This window comes from Pseudarthrobacter siccitolerans, assembly GCF_001046895.1.
Taxonomy (GTDB): domain Bacteria; phylum Actinomycetota; class Actinomycetes; order Actinomycetales; family Micrococcaceae; genus Arthrobacter; species Arthrobacter siccitolerans.
This window is the reverse complement of sequence record NZ_CAQI01000036.1, coordinates 18801-35930: the sequence shown is the minus strand read 5'-3', so window position 1 is coordinate 35930 and position 17130 is coordinate 18801. Positions and strand designations below refer to the sequence as shown.

The following is a 17130-nucleotide window of genomic DNA, read 5'->3' as shown; positions in this document are numbered from 1 at the left end:
GGTCAGGGGCGCCGTGGAGAGTCCGGCGCGGGCAGCCGGGACCGGCGCCGTACCAGCCCGGCCAGCAGTTCCGGCCCCTCGGCTACGACCATTTCACGGAACAGCCGGACGGCAACGGGTTCCAGGCCCGGGGTGCGCTGCCGCCAGCTGAGGCCCACCTCGCGGAAGGCCAGGGCTGAATCAAGGGGCACCTCCACCCAGCCCAGATCGCCTGTGTCCGCGCTGACGTTCCGCCCGGGCGCGTCGTCACCTGGCGGCAGGATGCTGACGCCGAGTCCGGCCGAGACGAGTCCCCTGACCGTATGGGTGTCCTGGCTTTCAAAAGCGATCCGGGGCCGGTACCCCGCCTCCCGGAACAGCGCATCCGTGAGTGAGCGCATCCCGTAGCCGGGACCGAGCGCCACGAACTGTTCGGAACGGATATCGGTCACCGAGGCCAGCTTGCGGCCGGCGAGCGCGTGCGAATGATGCACCACCAGGCGCAGGGGCTCCCGGTACAGCAGCGCGGACAACAGGTTCCGTCCCCCGGCGGCGACCGGCGCTGTCAGTGCCAGGTCGGATTCACCGGCGGCAAGCTGGGCCAGGCAGGTATCGCGGGCTCCCTGGGTCAGTGTGAAGACCGCGCCGGGATGGCGGCTGCGGAATGCGCTGATAAGCAGTGGAAGGGTGGACTCACCGAACGTGTGCTGGAAGGACACCGGGATCCTGCCGCGGACCACATCCGATTCACTGCGGACCAGGTCAAGCCCGGCCTGGAACTCTGCCAGTGCCCGCTCGATGTAGGGCAAGAGGGAGCGGGCAGCCGGAGTGAGCCGCACTCCCCTGCCGTCCTTGACCAGGAGTTCTGTTCCCACGACGGCGCTGGCGCGGGACAGTGCCCTGCTCACTGTGGACTGGGGTACTCCCAGGAGTTCAGCCGTCTCGGTGACATGCTGTGTCCGGCCCAGCTCGGACAGCAATGGAAGGAGCGGAAGAAGCTGCACCAGCTGCTTATGGTCGGGCTCCATGGGGGTCTCCTGTGCACCGGTCCACGCCGGTTAAATTGTTCCGTATTTGCTATGAGTTTTACACAAAAGATGCATTGGAGGCTTTAGTCCGGCCGAGGCTAGGCTTGCCGGATGCAGCGCAGTACACCCATCCCCGGCCCCCAAGCCTCCGACGCCGGCTGGCACGGGCACGCGAAGGGGTCCCGGGCGTACGGCCGGATCATCCTCGGCCTTGCCTTCGCCGGTGTGGCGACCTTCGCCCAGCTGTATTCCACCCAGGCGGTCCTGCCGATCCTTGCCTCGGACCTGAAAATCAGCGCTGCCGAGGCCGCACTCACCATCTCACTGGCCACCGTCGGCTTGGCCGTCACCGTGATCCCCTGGTCCTTCCTCGCGGACAGGATAGGACGGGTCAAGGCCATGGCCTGGGGCATCTCGGTGGCCACGATCCTGGGCCTGCTGGTTCCCCTGTCAACCAGCTTTCCCCTGCTCCTGGGCCTGCGGCTCCTCGAAGGCATGGCCCTGGGCGGCATCCCGGCCATCGCCATCGCCTACCTGAACGAGGAGGTCACCAAGGCACACGCCGCAGTCGCCGCCGGAAGCTACGTTGCCGGCACCACGCTGGGCGGTCTCGCCGGGCGGCTGGTGGCCGGCCCTGCGGGGGAACTGTGGGGATGGCGCGCCGCGGCCCTGGCCGTCTCCATCCTCGCGACCCTCGCCGCCGTCGCCTTCCTGGTGCTTGTTCCGCGGGCGCGCGGGTTTACGGCCGCCAAGGCTCCGGGACTGCGCGGCGCTGCCCGCACCCTCGGCGGACATGTCCGGAATATCCGCCTGCTCGCCCTGTACATCCAGGCTTTCCTGATGATGGGCGGCTTTGTGGCTGTCTACAACTACCTCGGGTTCCGGTTGACCGGCGAACCCTACGGGCTGCCCGCCACCGTCATCAGCCTCATGTTTTTGGCTTACCTGTCCGGGACCATCACGTCCCGCTGGGCCGCAGGACTGACCCTGCGCTTCGGGCGCCGGAACGTGCTGCTGGCCGGGCTTGCCCTCTCCACGGCGGGCCTCGCCCTCACGCTCACCCCGTCCCTGGCGCTGATCCTGGCGGGGCTGGTGATTTTCACCGGCGGCTTCTTCGCGGCGCACAGCATTGGTGCCGGATGGACGGGAGCCATTGCCAGCACCGGGCGGGCCCAGGCCGCCTCACTCTATAACCTTGCCTACTACCTGGGGTCAAGCATCATCGGCTGGGCCGGCGGCCTGCTCTTCCAGTCCTGCGGCTGGAACGCCCTGGCGGCCGCCGTTATGACCCTTGCCTGCCTCACCGCGGTGACTGTCGCCGTCGTCCATCCCCGGGAAGCCACACGGCGCAAGGAGGCCGGAGCCTGAACGCGGCCGCGGGGCGTCTAGGATAAACGCAGGAACACTGTGAGGAGCCGCCGTGAGCACGAATGCCAGGAACGTCAGGCCGGGAGTGCACCTGGAGCCCCTGGATGCCATCGACGAACGCCTGTTGGCCGCCCTGGTGGCGGACGCACGGATCTCCAACAAGCAACTCGCGGAACTGGTGGGCATCGCGCCCTCCACTGCCCTGATGCGGACCCGGGCCCTCTCAGAGCGGGGCATCGTGCAGGGTTATGAGGCGAAGCTCAACCTGTCCTCCATCGGCCGGTCCGTCCAGGCGCTGGTTGCCGTCCGCCTCCGGGCACACGACCGGGACCAGATCGACCGTTTCACAGCCCGGGTTCCGCACCTGCCGGCGGTGCTGTCCACATTCCATACTTCAGGCTCGGTGGACTACCTGCTGCACATCGCCGTCGCCACCACCGAGGACCTGCGCGACTGGGTACTGGACAACCTTGCCACCGACCCCGTGGTGGGCCATACGGAAACCACGCTGGTCTTCGAACACATCCAGGGCAACCACGGGCCTCTGCCGGAATAGGCCGGTAAGCTCCCGCTGCCGCTGGCAGGCTTGGTCTTTATTTCACAGCGCCCTGATTTACAGGGCGCGGTTTCGCAGGGCATGGCGGAGCGTGAGCGTGGCCATGATGAACGCCGCTGAACCGCACAGCACCACAAAGCCCGCAACCGACTGCTCAAGTCCGAAGGCACCCGAGGCCCAGCCGAGCCCCAGCACCGGGACGGCGCTGCCCAGGTAGGTGATGACGTACAGCGAGCTGATGGTCTGGGCCTGCCGGGCAGGCTCCACACGGCCGGCCACATCGTTAAAAACAGTGCGGAACGCGAGGCCTTGTCCCACGCCTGCGGCAAGGCTTGCGGTCACCAGCAGCACCGCGTTATTCCATGCCCCTGCCGCGCCGAGCAGCAGTACTGAGGCGCCCAGGACGGCCAGTCCGCCCGGTACCACAAAGCGGCCGCGGACTGTCACCAGCTGCGTCAGCGCCGAAGCCGCCAGCGTCAGGCAGGCCAGGAGTCCGATCAGCGGGCGGCTGTCGGTTGAAAGGATCCGGGCGAAGTAGCCGGGAGCCAGGGAGAGGCAGAAGCCGAAGACGGCGAAGCTGAGGAAGCCGACGCCGGAGGCGAGCCAGAAGGCGCCCCTTGCCTCCCGTGTCACGGAAGGACGGCGCGGTGCCAGCAGCTGCAGCGGCCTGGGTCCTGCCGGGGGCTGGATGGCCGGACGGGCCTGAAGCAGGTAGAGCGGGGCCAGGAGCACGGCGAGGATTGCGGAATGGATGTAGTACGGGGCCGAGGTGTGTCCGGGAAGAAGTGACAGCAGCCCGCCGATGACCGGTCCCGCGGCCACTCCCCCGGCGGAGGCCAGCAGGGTAAAGCGGGAGGCCCATTCCGGGCGTGCCGGAAGAAGCTCACGCAAGGCCGCGGCGCTGGCACCGGTGGCGAGGGCAACGGCAGCGCCCTGGAGCGCACGGGCGGCGCACAGCGCGGCCAGGGTATGCGCTTCGGCGAACAGCCACCCGCCCGCGAGGCCGGCAACAACAGCCAGGATGAGGGCAGCCCTGCGGCCGATATGGTCCGACCAGTGGCCGGCCAGCATGAGCACGGCCACCAATGCCAGGACGTAGCTGGTGAATGCGGCCGCAACATCGAGCGGGGAAAGACCCAGCTGCACCTGCAGCAGCGGATACAGGGGCGTGGCCAGGTTGGCGCCCACCAGGAGCGTAAAAATGACCGCGCCCGCCAGCACCAGGCGTGCCGTGGTGGACGCGTTCCACCCTGTGGTGGTGGCTGGAGCCGGACGCATGCGGAGTTCGCTGAAGACCGTCATTGTGCCGCCTTTGCTGCTGCCGCGGCGGGTGGTCCTTGTGGGAGCCCGGCGCGGATGGATAGGGATAGCTCCAGCGTGGGGCAAAGTTGCTGTATCGATCGGCGATGACTGTCACAATTGAGCAGAATTATCAAAATGTGCTGGCGCGAGTGACGGAGAGTGATCATTTGAACAACCTGGACCCCACTGACCTGAGAATCCTCCTGGAGCTCATCCGGGATCCGAGGATCCAGATCGGCGAGCTGAGTGATTCCCTTGGAGTTGCCCGGAACACTGCCCAGTCGCGCGTCCGGCGCCTGCTGCGGGCAGGGGTGCTGCGGTCCGGTGGACGGGAGGTGGACCTCGAGGCTGTGGGGTATGACGTTGTGGCCTTTGTGACCATTGAGGTGTCCCACCGCGAGCTGGACGGGGTAGTAGCCGCCCTGCGGCTGATTCCCCAGGTCCTGGAGGTGCACGAAATCTCGGGGCGGGGTGACGTGTGGTGCCGGGTGGTGGCCACGGACACCCACAACCTTCAGGCTGCCCTGCGGCAGGTGCTGAGGATCAAGGGCGTCATCCGGACGGAAACCGTGCTGGCGCTGCACACGCACATCCCCTACCGGACGGAACCGTTGATCAGCGGCCTGGCCAAGGCGTCCACGGCCGGCCAACACGGTCCTGCCAGGTCCACGCGCGCCGGTGCTGATGGGGCGGACGGCTAGGATTTCGGGCATGACCATCATCGACAACGCCGTTTACGTCAACGGCGTCCGGCACGCCGAACCTGACAGCCTGGAACAGACCTTCGAGACGCTGGCGCAGCACGGTGGCATGGCATGGATCGGCCTCTACCGGCCCACGGCCGACGAGATGACAGCGGTGGCTACGGAATTTGGGCTGCATGCGCTGGCGGTGGAGGACGCCATTTCCGCGCACCAGCGTCCCAAGCTCGAGCGCTACGAGGACGCCCTCTTTACGGTGCTTCGGCCGGCGCGGTACCTGGACGCCACGGAAACCGTGGAGTTCGGCGAGCTGCATATCTTCACCGGCAAGAACTTCGTGGTTACGGTCCGGCACGCAGAGACGGCGGGGGTGGCGCGGGTACGGCAGCGGCTGGAAAGCAGACCGGATTTGTTGCGGCACGGGCCCGAGGCCGTCCTTTATGCCTTGCTGGACCGGGTGGTGGACGACTACGGGCCTGTAGTGGCGGGGCTTGAAAACGACATCGACGAGATTGAAGACCAGCTGTTCAGCGGGGACACCGCGGTGTCCCGGCGAATCTACGAACTGGCGCGTGAGGTGATCCAGTTCCAGCGCGCCATCCACCCGTTGCCGGACATGATGCACCAGCTCAAGCGGGGGTTCGAAAAATACGACGTGGAGACCGAACTGCGCCACAGCCTGCGCGACGTGGAAGACCATGTGGAACGGGTGATCTCACGGGCGGACTCATTCCGGGACCTCTTGCAGAACGCCCTGACCCTGGACGGCACCCTGACCGCGAACCGGCAGAACGAGGCCAGCGCTGAACAGAACGAACAGGTGAAGAAGATTTCGTCCTGGGCGGCCATCTTCTTTGCGCCGTCGTTTGTGGCCGGCGTGTACGGCATGAACTTTGACCACATGCCAGAACTGCACTGGGACCTGGGCTACCCCATGGCGATCGTTCTCATGGCAGCCACGGCCGCGGTCATGTACGCGATCTTCAAGAAGAAGGGCTGGTTATAACGGAATACCCCACCTCCGGACGGGTGTTAGCCCGTTCGGAGGTGGGGTATTCCAAGGTTGCCCTACAAGTTTGTCAGGTCAGCCTGTTTTCATTTATAGGTGACCACTGCGCCCCCGGAAGCGGTCCAGTTGATGCGGCCGCCTTCGTAGTTCTGGGCCACACCGGCACCTGAGAGATACTCACCTGAGGTCGGGTAACCGAGGCGTCCCCGCTCGTAATCGGTTGCTGCCCACGCCTGCCGGATCGCTCCGAAGGAGTAATGCGCGCCGCTCGCCGGGGACCAGATGATGGCACCCCCTTGATACATCTGGTAAACACCGCCCCTGACGAGTCCGCCGATTTCATTCGTCGTGGGGTACCCGAGGCCACCCCGCTCATAGTCCGTTCCCGCCCACACCTGGCGGATCGCTCCGAAGGAGTAATGCGCGCCGCTGGCCGGAGACCAGATGATGGCACCCCCTTGATACATCTGGTAGACACCGCCCCTGACGAGTCCGCCGATTTCGTCGGTGGTTGGGTACCCGAGGCCACCCCGCTCGTAGTCGGTTCCCGCCCACACCTGCCGGATGACACCGGCGGAGTAGTGTGCGCCGCTGGCCGGAGACCAAATAATGGCACCACCCTGGTAGGACTGATACATACCGCCCCTGACGAGTCCGCCGATGTGATCGGTGGTCGGGTACCCGAGGCGTCCCCGCTCGTAATCCGTCCTGGCCCAGGCCTGCCGGATGGGCTGCACAGAATAGTGGGCGCCGGTGGCCGGAGACCAAATGACGGCACCGCCTGTGTAGTTCCGGTAGCAGCCGCCGCTGAGCAGGCCGCAGACCATATCGCCGGTGGGAGTCCCCACGAGCGTGGGGTTGGCAGCCGCGACCGCGTTGATGGCAGCCGTGGCGCCGGCGTTGGGGTCTGGCGGCGGAGGGGTAGACCCACTAAGCGCCTGCCTGACGGTGACCATGGGCAGGCCGCTGTTCTTGACCGCCGCCATGTGGGCGTCGAAGACGGGGGTGTCTAAGTGGTAGACGCTGTTGCCGAGGTTCGCACCCACCTCGTGGTAGACCAAGACAAGCCACGTGTCGGTGGTTTTGGCCTCAGTTATCCAACCCTGCACCGTGTCCGCAGTGGTGGTGTCAACCACGTTCCGCACCAGGATGTTGTAGGGGTCCGCGCCCGGGGAGTTGGTCCCTTCGTCAGTGTTGCGCTGGGAGGAGTAGTACTTCTTTACAGCAGCCGTAGTGGTGTCGTTATACGCACCGAAGGGACTGGCGAAGTCCTCTGCGGCGGTTTGACCGAACATCTGCCGGAGCCTTATCTGGCTCTGCGCCAACTCGGTGTCGAGCTGAGCAGGGGTGAGGGTGGTCAGGTCAGTATGGGTCACGGTGTGGGACGCAATCTGGTCGCCCCGGTCCGCAAAGGCCCGGATCTCGGCCTGGCTCATGTAGGTCGGCGTGACATCAACTGCGTCCGCATGGATGTACATCGTGGTCGGAACCCCGTACTTGTTCAGGATGGGCAGGGCGTTGGTGTGCTGGCTGCGCCACCCATCGTCAAGGGTCACGCTGATCATGGCGCCGTCGGCGGCATGGGCTGCCGGAACAGCCGCAAGCGAAGCACCGCCGAGTAGCAGCGTGAAGGCCACCGGAAGCGCCGCCAGCCGTTTGATGGGTACCGGCTCTACATCATTGCCGCGCCTTCCCCGGAACGGCGGTCCCTGGAAGGGGCCGGAAGCACCAGGCTTGCGCCAGGAAGCGGCCCCCATCACTTTAAGTCTGCTCAAAATATTCATCTGCTCGTCGCCCCTGTCATCGTCGTTCAGTCCGGCGGACGGTGGTGCCCTGACCCCGCATGGGCACTAGTTCCCCCGGCGATATTCAGGCTCGATGGTCCGCGCTTGTACGGTAGGCCCCACCCGAGCCGGCCGGTAACAGTAGCCAGTACTTGTCTTATCGCTTTGCCGCTACCTACGGGCTGATACTTACTCAGGTGGGAACCGGTGCCACGCGGAAAAGTGCGCTTCAGCGGGAGCCATGCGCTTCCAGAAGACACACGCGCAGCGTCGAAGCCGCAAGGTGCCAGGCACCCTTTTTGACGTGAGTTGAGGAACGGCAGAGAGCCATCAATAGTGTGGAGCTAAGGGGATTCGAACCCCTGACCTCTTCGATGCGAACGAAGCGCTCTACCAACTGAGCTATAACCCCGGGACGAGCCGCCCTGCAGCTGCTGTGCGGCGCCGGTGACCTTAGGCTACAAATTTTCCGCGCCCAATGCCAACTGGCACGCAAAAGGCGGCCGGATTACCCGGCCGCTTTCACGAAGCGTCAGGCGCGGCGGCGCTGCAGGACGTCGTCGAGATTGCTGAGCGCGCTCTGCGCCTTGGTGAGCTGCTGTGCCTCGACCGCCGGTGCGGCGGGGACACCGGCGGCGCCCTGTTTGAGGGACGGCTTGCCTGTGGCCTTGGGCGCTTCGGGCAGCTCAAGGGGTTCGGGTGCCGGACGTTCGGCTTTGGCCGCCTCAACATAGACCGGCTTGGGGACCTCCACAGGATCCCAGGTGGTACTCGGCGCAGCCTGCACGGCACTGGTGTCGCCAGCGGCCACTGCCACGGCGAGCGCCGCCTCGCGAAGCTCCACGGCTGTCAGGGGCTTGACCTTCGGCCGGTCCGCCTCCGCATCAAAAAGGGGGCTCTCAGGGCGCACCGGCGCAGCCTGGGGCTTCGGCGGGACCTGCGCGGGTGCGGGCCTGGCCCCGGGCGCGTCCATGGCGGAGCGGAAAGCAGCGTTGACCTTGGCCTTCCGGTCCCGGACAGCGAGCCTGCGGAGCAGGACTACGGAGGCCACGGTCAGACCGGCGCAGGCCAGCGGAAGCGCGGGACTCCCCAGCCCGAAGGCCAGCAGCACGGCAGAGACGAACGCGGTCAGCAGGGAAAGCAGTCCTGCCAGGGCAATGGCCGTGCGGCCGTACCGGATTTTGAAATGGCCCGTTGTGGCTGTCCTGCCTGCTGCCGTAGCGGATCCGGTGCTCTTCCTGGTGTCCATGGCTTTCTCCTGCTGGTCGGCGACCTTCAAGACCAGCCCCGCTCGCGGGTCCGGCACATCCTCGGCAGGTGTGTCTGCCAGGAAGTCGCCGGCGGCCTGGAACTGGTGCCGGCGGTTCTGGAGGACGTAGGGGGCAACCCATACAATCCAGAGCACAACGGCAACCACGAGGATCACTGAGCTGCTAAGGGGGAAGTCCACACTCAAAACCGTATGAGCAAGACGACGGCTGCAGCCGCATTAGCCACGGTGTGTCGTGGCGCGGCTGGCAAATCATTGGATTTATGACGCCCGGGAACCCAGCCAGCGGTTCAGCAACCCCTCGGGAACCTCTTCCGAGGTCAGCGCAAACGAGCGGTGGTCAGCCCACTCTCCGTTGATGTGCAGGTAACGGGGCCGGTAGCCCTCGTCCCGGAACCCAAGCTTCTCCACCACCCGAAGGCTGGGCCCGTTTTCAGGCCGGATGTTGATCTCCATCCGGTGCAGGCCAAGGTTCCTGAAGCAGTGATCGGTTACCAGTGCCACGGCAGTGGGGGCTATCCCGTGCCCCGCGCGTGCCTGGTCCACCCAGTATCCCAGCGTGGCCATCATGGCCGACCCCCAGACAATCGACGAAACCGTCAACTGGCCCACGATCACCGGGTTCCGGGCTGCCGGGATCCTCTCGGTGATCACAAAAGGAAGCGCGGTGGCCTGGGCGGCCTGGGCGTTGAGGGAACGGACCATCTGGCGATAGTCCGGCAGTCCCCCGGCGGGGTCCGGATTTGAGGCCTCCCAGGGGGCCAGCCATTCGCTGTTCCGGGCCCGCACTTCCGTCCACTCTTTTTTGTCGCGGTACCTGATGGGCCTCAGGACCAGGTCGCCGCACTCCAGGGTGACGGGCCAAATGGGGCCGGCGCGCACTAGGGCTACTTGGAGAGACCGGCGGTGAACCCCGGCAGCCATTCCCGGAGGCCGGGGCCAAGGTCCTCGCTGTCAATGGCGAGCTGGACACACGCCTTCAGGTAGCTCAACTTGTCGCCGGTGTCGTAGCGGCGCCCCCGGAAGACCACGCCGTAAACGCCCCGGCCCTCGCCCTCTTCGGACGCGAGTTCCTGCAGGGCGTCGGTGAGCTGGATTTCGCCGCCGCGGCCGGGACCGGTACGTTCCAGGACATCGAAGACGGCCGGGTGGAGCACGTACCGGCCGATGATGGCCAGGTTGGACGGAGCTTCGCCTGGGGCCGGCTTTTCCACCAGCCGGTTGATGCGGACGTAGCCCTCGCCGTCGATTTCCTCGATGTCGGCGCAGCCATAGGCGCTGATCTGCGACGGCTCGACTTCGATGAGGGCGACGACGGAGCCCCCGGTTTTGGCCTGTACGTCGATCATGGTGCTGAGAAGTTCGTCGCGGGCATCAATGAGGTCGTCCCCGAGGAGGACGGCGAAGGCTTCGTTGCCGACGTGCTGTTTGGCGCGCAGGACCGCGTGGCCCAGCCCGTTCGGGTCGCCCTGGCGGACATAGTGGATGTCGCCGAGGTTGCTGGCCGCCTGGACGGACGCGAGCTTTTCCGCGTCCCCTTTGTCCTCGAGGGTGGACTCCAGCGACGGAACCCGATCGAAATGGTCCTCCAGGGCGCGCTTGTTCCGGCCGGTGATCATCAGGACGTCATTGAGGCCCACGTGCACGGCTTCCTCAACCACATACTGGATGGCAGGCTTGTCCACCACCGGAAGCATTTCCTTGGGCATGGCCTTGGTGGCAGGCAGGAACCTTGTGCCGAGTCCGGCAGCGGGTATGACGGCTTTGCGAACTCTCGGGTTACTGGTAATCACCCGACTAATCTAACGTCAGCGTCAAGCAATCAGTAATTATTGAAGGGTTGCCGGCCGCACGGCCGGCAACGAAACCGCCAGAGGGCGAGTGATGGAGGAACAGACGTGCTGGAGGACGCCAAGGCTGTCAAGGACAGAATCCGTACGGCGCACCGCCGACGGCGGGCCGCACTCACTCCGCAGCAGCTTGAGGAAGCGGGGTCTGCCCTGGCACGCCACGGCGCAGCCTGGGCCCACACCCTGACCGCCGGGGCCCCGGCAACGGTGTGCGTGTACTTCGGGGTGGGTGTGGAACCTCCCACCCTCCCGCTGATCAATGCGCTCCACAACAACGGTCACAGAGTCCTGCTCCCGGTCTGCGAGCCGGGGCGGGAACTGGCATGGGTCTTCTGGGACCCTGAGGCAGGCTTCGAGCGGAGCCGGTTCGCTCCTATCCTCGAGCCCGCGGGTGAGCGGCACGGGCCGGACGTGGCCGGAGCGGCCGCCGCTCTTTTTATCCCCGCCACAGCAGTGGATGTGGCGGGCAACAGGATCGGACAGGGCGGCGGCTACTACGACAAGTTCCTGGGCCACCTGGCCACGGCAGGGAAGAATATCCCGCTGGCCGCTGTTATTTACGACGAGGAATTGCTCCCCGCGGGGCAGATTCCCGAGGAGGACTTCGACCGTCCCGTTCCGGCCATCCTGGCCCCGTCAGGATTCCGGGCCCTGGCAGGCGCATAAGTCCACCTCGCATGGTCCTGCGGGGATGATAGAATTAGCACTCAGGCCCTGCGACTGCTAACGGACGGACCCTCCGGCCGGGCAGCACGGGACCTCTCGTTTTGCCCAAGAGGAGGAGCACCAGTGCCAACGTATGCGTACGCCTGCAAGGATTGCGGCCATGCCTTCGACATCGTCCAGTCGTTTTCGGACAGCACTTTGACCTCGTGCCCCGAATGCCAGGGGACGCTGCGCAAGAAGTTCAACAGCGTGGGTGTCGTCTTCAAGGGATCAGGCTTCTACCGCACCGATTCCCGCGACTCCAAGGGGAGCACAGTCTCGGCCACCACACCGGCTGCCTCCTCGACGCCGGCTCCGGCTGCTGCACCTGCCGCGTCCGCCCCGGCTGCCGCAGCCAGCTAAAGCCGCTCAGCAGAACCGCCCGACGCCGGCCGGCCGGCTTGTCCACATAGGGCGCCTTGCGCCTGTTGCGGGCTTTCCGGCCGGCTTTAGCGTTGGCGCATGCCTTTAAACCTCCACCGTACCGGCAGGGGCGCTTCCCGCTACCCGCGCAGCACCCGCAGTCCCGGCAGTCCCCGCGGCTCCGGCCGCCGGCCCGCAGCTCTCCGCCTTTCGGGCTGGCTGAGCCGGAACCGCCGGCTGGCCATCGCCCTGCTGTTGTGCATGGCGGCGGCGGTCAGCGTGCATCAGCTCACCCCGGCACCCGTTCATACCGTCACGGGACTTGCTGCCGCGAGGGACCTCGCCGCGGGCTCCGCACTTGCGCCCGCTGACCTCGCGCGCGTGCAGGTTCCGCCGGAGATGATGGCTGCCGGTTTCCTGGAGCAGGAAAGTGAATTGGCAGGCAAACAGCTGGCGGCTCCGCTGCGCAAGGGCCAGCTGCTCACGGACGCCCAGCTTCTCGGTCCCGGGCTGCTGGCCGGAACACCCCCGGGTTCAGCCGCAGTGCCGCTTCGGATGGCGGACCCGTCATCCATCCAGCTCGTCTCCCCCGGGCAGCTTGTGAATGTGGTGCTGACGGCAGCCAACGGCTTTGACCAGCAGGCGCCGTCCGAGGTGCTGGCAACAGCAGTACCGGTACTGTGGACCGCCGGCAAGGGCGGCGAGAGCGGGCAATGGCTGGGCACTGCCGAGACGGACGGCCTCATTGTGGTGGCCGCAAGTGCCGAGCAGGCGGCGCGGCTGGCCGGCGCCTCAACACAGGGAAAGCTCTTTTTCGTGCTCGTGGGCCCGTAAACCGGGCGCCACTCTCCCTGGGACGCCGGGAAGTGGTTGGACGGTCCTGCTGCGGAAGCCCGGCCAGGTGGCCCCTGCTCTTAGCCCCAGTGCGGCGGCTTCTGTTCCTTCAGCCAGGCGTCGTGGTCATCGTCCGAGTCGCCCCAGCGCCGGGGGTCGTCTTCGGCCGCCTTGGTGGGCAGGATGCCGGCAGTGCCGGCCTGGTCCCCGTCCTTCACCCGGCTGCGCACCCGGTCCGGGTCCTGTCGTCCCTGGTCCTGGCCTTCTTCTTCGGCTGCAGGCCCTGCCGGGGCGGGCGGCTCCTGCAAAGAGTCCTCATTCTTGTCTTCGGTGGCCACGCGGACCTCCTCCTTGCTGTCCTGATGATGTCCCTGCAGATGGCCCTGGTCCACGCCGGATGTGTACCGGTCCGGGCTGTTGCTGCGCCGGGACCGCTGTTCGCCGGCGTGGATGCCGTTGAGCGCCTGGTCCACGTCGTCGTCCAGGAACCCGGTTGAGGTGTCTGCCCGGCCCGGAAGGACCACCCGCTCCAGGCCCAGGTATCCGGCAATACGGTCCGCGCAGGCGGACGGATCGGTGAACACCTCGATGGTCCACAGCGGCATGTACCGCCAGCCCAGCCGCTCCAGCAGCTGGGGCCGCAGCCGGCTCCGTTCACGCACGCTCATGGTGCGGTACTGTTCGGTGCCGTCCGATTCGATGGCCACCGGCCACGGGAGGTCTGCGTCCTCCTGGCCCATGGTTCCCAGCGGGTCGGCGGCAGCCACCACATCAATGGCACCGTCGTACTGGTGCCATACGCGCGCACCGCGTGCCCGCAGCCTGTCTCCGAGGTCGGCCACCAAAGGATCCGCGCCCAGGGCCTGCTCGCTGGCGGCAGCCCGCGATGCGGGAGTGCCGAGGTCGGTGTTGCCCGAGATCTCCCGGTCCAGCAGCGAGTACAGGTCCACCGCGCCGTGAGTCAGCCGGGTGTGGTCCAGGTCCTCAGGCCGGAAGCACGTCAGCACGTGCATGGACCGGCGGGCACGGGTCATGGCGAGGGCGAACTTCTCCCGGCCTCCTTCGGCGGAGAGCGGACCGAAGTTATGCAGCGCCCGCCCGTGCGGGGTGCGGCCGAAGCCCGGCGAGAAAATGACGTGGTCGCGCACCAGGCCCTGGGCGCGTTCCAGGTCCACCACCCGGAAAGATTCAGGACCGGCGCCAAAGAATCCCGCGAGGCCCGGGTGGTTGGGCAGCTGCAGCCGGATGGATTCGCCGATCCTGGCGGCATGGCGCAAGCTGGCAGTGACCACTGCCAGGGACGTGCGGGGGCGGGTCCGGGCGTGTTCGAAGACGAGCTGGACCACGCGGTTGACCTCGGCCACCACCGACTCCACGCCTTCATGGTCCGCACTGGGAAGTCCGGTGCCATCGGGCAGGTACTCCACCAGGAGCGCCGGGTCCAGGCCGGTGGCGGACTGGCCCTCGGGCAGCCGGCGGAGCCCGCCGTCGTAAAAGTTCTTGCTGAGCTGCAGGACCAGGTCCTCGTCCACCGCGCGGTACACGAAGTTGAGGCGCCACACGGGAAGGACCGCAGACAGTGCCTTGAAGGCGCTCTCCACCCGCTGGTGGGCGGTCTCCCCCGCGGCCAGCCGCTCCACGCCCACGGTGAAGGTCCGCGGGCTGGCGATCATGGCGTCGCCGAAGGCAATGACCTGGCGGGCCCGGGCGATGGAGGGGAGCACGGCCTGGAGCGAGGTTGCCTCGGAATCGAGGATCACCACCGCATCAAAGTGCTGTTCGGCGGGCAGGAGGCCGGTCATCAGGTAGGGGCTGACGGACCAGACGGGGACCAGGGTGCCGATCAGGTCCGGTGCCTGCGCCGTCAGTGCCGGCAGTGACACCCTGCCGTCCTTGAGCAGGCTCCTCAGCAGGTCGGCCTGGCGGGGGTGGGCGGCGATGGCGGAGCGCCACCGTTCGGCCAGGTCCCAGCGCAGGCGGGCAGCGCCGCTGGCGATGTGGGCGTTGTCCGCCAGCCGGTATTCGGCTTCGAGCTGCCGCAGGGCGTCGCCGTCGGACATGGCCAGGTAGTCGTCGCCGCTGATCATGGCTTCAAGCGCCGACTGCCACCAGGCGAGGTCGAGCTCTGCAGCCACCGAATGGGCCGGCACTTCCCGCTCCGCTAGGTCTGCCAGGAGCTCGCCCAGCCCGTGTTCGCGCATGTTCTCGATCAGGAGGGTACGCTCCGGCAGGGTTTTGAGCGTATCGGTGTCCGCCACCAGCCGCTCCAGCCGCTCCATGAGTTCCTCGTACCGGGCATTGGACAATTCACCGCCGGCCGCGGTGTGCCGGAGCGCTTCGCCCAACTGGGCCAGCTCACTGTCCAGGGCGCGGTACAGGGCACTTATTTCGGCGAGCCCGGATGGTACCGCGGGGTGCCGCTGGGTGGTGGCGTAGCCTGCCCAGAGCGCCCGCTGCTCCTGCACCAGGACCAGGGAGCTGTGGAGATCGGCGATGTGCACGCCCGGGCGGACGTATTCCTTGGCGACCCTGCGCAGGCGGGAACGCTGCATGGAGGTCATTTCGATGCCCCGCTCGCGGCGCCAGGCTGACGGCGCGGTAGCGGAGATCAGGTCAGTGACGGGCCGGTCGAAGATATCCGGAGTGAACTTGTCCAGGCTTCCGCGCACAGCCATCAGGAGCTCGAGCTGTTCGCCCCATTCGGCAAAGGATTCCCCCAGCCGGATTTCGGCGTGCTCGGCCACCGCGTTCATCCGTTCACGCAGTGCAGGCAGGCTCTTTTCGACGGACCTCACCAGGTCCTGCGCCTCTTCTGTTTCCTTGCGGGTGAGGAGCCGCGCGCCGTGCCAGGGGCTGGTGGTGGACGCCTTGCTGAAGCTTCCCAACTCAGCCGCCCGGCGCAGCCTCTCGGCCAGCTCGTTGCGGTCCCGGATGTTGTCCAGCACGCTTCGCTTCAGCCGTACGGTGGTGGCGGGCGCCGGGTGGATCGATGTGAGCTCTGCCAGTGACTGCATGGCCTGGTACGGCGAGCAGCCCCAGCGCTGGCGGACGTTGTGCAGCGACGCCACGTGGTCCATCAGTGCGTGCCGGTGCTCGGTCAGCGTGGTGTGCAGGTTCCCCAGCTGGGGCTCCAGGGATTTCTCGTTCCGGACGATCGCCCGGACCAGCTGGCCCTTGAGCTGCTGCGGGGTAACGTTGCCAGACAACTGGAACAGGATGGATTCCAGGCCCAGGGTTTCCAGCTGGCCGGAGACTTCGTTAAGGCTTGCCCGCCGGTCGCCCACCACCAGGACGGTCTTTCCGGCATCCACCAGGGCGCCGATGGTGTTGATGGCGGTCTGGGTCTGGCCGGTCCCGGGAGGGCTGCTGACCACCAGGGAATCGCCGGCACGGGCGGCGTCGATCACGTACTGCTGGTCCACGTCGGCATCGAGCAGGAGCATCTCGTCTTGCGGGTGACGGCTGTCCAGCGGCGGGAACCGCGACGGATCCGGCTCCTCAACGTCCACCACCTCGCCGCCCGCCGCAGTGGCAAGGGCGGACACGATGGGGCTGGAATCGTTGATCCACGGATCGTCCAGGTTCCCGGAGAGGTCCGCGAACGTGGAGACGAGCAGGTTGTGCTGGGCCTCGGCACCGTGGATGGGCCTGATCAGCGTGGCCAGCCGGTCCAGGACGGGCTGCGGATCGAACCGGGCGGTGCTGTAGGCAAGCCGGGTGACGGCGTTGACGTCGAAGACGATGCCGTGGATGGTCTTCAGGTGCCGGACCAGCGCGGGGTTGATGTGCGCCTGCTCCGTGAGCTGCAGTTCGTAGTCGTCCTCGCCGGGGCGCACGGTAAGGGAAATCGCGGTGAGCATCACGGGCGCGGAGATACGCTGGGGTTTGCCGCCCACAGCGGACGTCCAGACTACCGTGCCTGCCGAAAGGTACCCGGCGTCGATGCCGCGGTCGTTGGCGAGCTCAAAGATCTTGGACCGGATGTTCCGGGAGGCGCGGGCCGCCACCACGTACTGCTGCCGGTCGCGGATGAGGGTGGAGAGCCTGGTGCGGCGCCCCGCCATCAGCTGCGCCAGCCCGGACGGGTGCGCGTGGGTCAGGTCGATGGAACCTTCGGGTGTCTTGGTGAAGCGCAGCATCGTGTCCGCCCCGGTGACGGGTTTAAGCCCGGACAGCCATTTACGGAGCTCCTCGGAGCCTTCCGGGTGGCCTTGACCAACTGACACTTCTGCCTTCTTTTCTGCGCTTGCACGTGACGACCTGGACCAAACCGGCATAGATTCGAGAGTAGCCGCTCCGGCGCCGGACTGAGAGACCGCAACACTGGGGCAGGCTAAATTGCCAAGGATTTCGGGGAAGAAACAGCAGTGGCCGGCCTCTT

14 protein-coding genes and 1 tRNA gene are annotated in these 17130 nt (G+C 66.7%); 7 read left to right on the top strand and 8 right to left on the bottom strand.

Annotation, left to right across the window (positions count from 1 at the left end):
• Positions 1-2: 2 nt before the first annotated feature.
• Positions 3-1007, bottom strand: a complete 1005-nt coding sequence (locus ARTSIC4J27_RS06580; RefSeq protein ID WP_050054415.1) for a LysR substrate-binding domain-containing protein — start codon at positions 1005-1007, stop codon at positions 3-5.
• A gap of 111 nt (positions 1008-1118) precedes the next feature.
• On the opposite strand from ARTSIC4J27_RS06580, the gene ARTSIC4J27_RS06575 reads away from it, so the two are divergent.
• Both ARTSIC4J27_RS06575 and ARTSIC4J27_RS06570 read left to right on the top strand, forming a co-directional pair.
• On the top strand, positions 1119-2375 hold the full coding sequence (locus tag ARTSIC4J27_RS06575) for an MFS transporter (protein ID WP_050054414.1): 1257 nt from the start codon (positions 1119-1121) through the stop codon (positions 2373-2375).
• 52 nt (positions 2376-2427) lie between these two features.
• On the top strand, positions 2428-2931 hold the full coding sequence (locus ARTSIC4J27_RS06570) for an Lrp/AsnC family transcriptional regulator (RefSeq protein ID WP_050054413.1): 504 nt from the start codon (positions 2428-2430) through the stop codon (positions 2929-2931).
• A gap of 57 nt (positions 2932-2988) precedes the next feature.
• Here the strand turns inward: ARTSIC4J27_RS06570 and ARTSIC4J27_RS06565 are convergent, their stop codons facing one another.
• Positions 2989-4233 (bottom strand): MFS transporter, encoded by a 1245-nt coding sequence (locus ARTSIC4J27_RS06565; protein WP_050054412.1) that lies wholly within the window; start codon positions 4231-4233, stop codon positions 2989-2991.
• A 167-nt stretch (positions 4234-4400) separates the two neighbouring features.
• Here ARTSIC4J27_RS06565 and ARTSIC4J27_RS06560 point away from each other — a divergent pair, with 167 nt between their 5' ends.
• Entirely contained in the window at positions 4401-4934 is a 534-nt protein-coding gene (locus tag ARTSIC4J27_RS06560) for an Lrp/AsnC family transcriptional regulator (protein ID WP_050054411.1), read from the top strand.
• 10 nt (positions 4935-4944) lie between these two features.
• Positions 4945-5940 (top strand): magnesium/cobalt transporter CorA, encoded by a 996-nt coding sequence (gene corA / locus ARTSIC4J27_RS06555; RefSeq protein ID WP_050054410.1) that lies wholly within the window; start codon positions 4945-4947, stop codon positions 5938-5940.
• Between the two features lie 89 nt (positions 5941-6029).
• On the opposite strand, the gene ARTSIC4J27_RS06550 is transcribed toward corA, so the two are convergent.
• The 5 genes from ARTSIC4J27_RS06550 to galU all read right to left on the bottom strand — a co-directional run bounded on the left by ARTSIC4J27_RS06550 (position 6030) and on the right by galU (position 10790).
• Complete coding sequence (locus ARTSIC4J27_RS06550; protein WP_050054409.1) at positions 6030-7700, bottom strand: polysaccharide deacetylase family protein; 1671 nt, start codon at positions 7698-7700, stop codon at positions 6030-6032.
• A 366-nt stretch (positions 7701-8066) separates the two neighbouring features.
• Positions 8067-8139, bottom strand: a tRNA-Ala gene (locus tag ARTSIC4J27_RS06545).
• A gap of 120 nt (positions 8140-8259) precedes the next feature.
• Positions 8260-9177, bottom strand: coding sequence for a hypothetical protein (locus ARTSIC4J27_RS06540; protein ID WP_235436580.1), 918 nt, complete (start codon positions 9175-9177; stop codon positions 8260-8262).
• Positions 9178-9258: 81 nt separating this feature from the next.
• Positions 9259-9879, bottom strand: coding sequence for a GNAT family N-acetyltransferase (locus ARTSIC4J27_RS06535; protein ID WP_200900764.1), 621 nt, complete (start codon positions 9877-9879; stop codon positions 9259-9261).
• Positions 9880-9884: 5 nt separating this feature from the next.
• The gene (gene galU / locus ARTSIC4J27_RS06530) at positions 9885-10790 is read right to left on the bottom strand and encodes a UTP--glucose-1-phosphate uridylyltransferase GalU (RefSeq protein ID WP_050054406.1); all 906 of its coding nucleotides are present in this window, start codon (positions 10788-10790) and stop codon (positions 9885-9887) included.
• A 105-nt stretch (positions 10791-10895) separates the two neighbouring features.
• On the opposite strand from galU, the gene ARTSIC4J27_RS06525 reads away from it, so the two are divergent.
• The 3 genes from ARTSIC4J27_RS06525 (at position 10896) to cpaB (ending at position 12749) form a co-directional block, all read left to right on the top strand.
• Positions 10896-11513, top strand: coding sequence for a 5-formyltetrahydrofolate cyclo-ligase (locus tag ARTSIC4J27_RS06525; protein WP_050054405.1), 618 nt, complete (start codon positions 10896-10898; stop codon positions 11511-11513).
• Positions 11514-11636: 123 nt separating this feature from the next.
• Complete coding sequence (locus ARTSIC4J27_RS06520; protein ID WP_050054404.1) at positions 11637-11915, top strand: FmdB family zinc ribbon protein; 279 nt, start codon at positions 11637-11639, stop codon at positions 11913-11915.
• 99 nt (positions 11916-12014) lie between these two features.
• A complete protein-coding gene (cpaB, locus tag ARTSIC4J27_RS06515) occupies positions 12015-12749 on the top strand; it encodes a Flp pilus assembly protein CpaB (RefSeq protein ID WP_050054403.1) in 735 nt (244 codons plus the stop codon).
• An 80-nt stretch (positions 12750-12829) separates the two neighbouring features.
• Here cpaB and ARTSIC4J27_RS06510 read toward each other — a convergent pair whose 3' ends face one another.
• Positions 12830-17026, bottom strand: a complete 4197-nt coding sequence (locus tag ARTSIC4J27_RS06510; RefSeq protein WP_050054402.1) for a DUF4011 domain-containing protein — start codon at positions 17024-17026, stop codon at positions 12830-12832.
• Positions 17027-17130 lie beyond the last annotated feature (104 nt).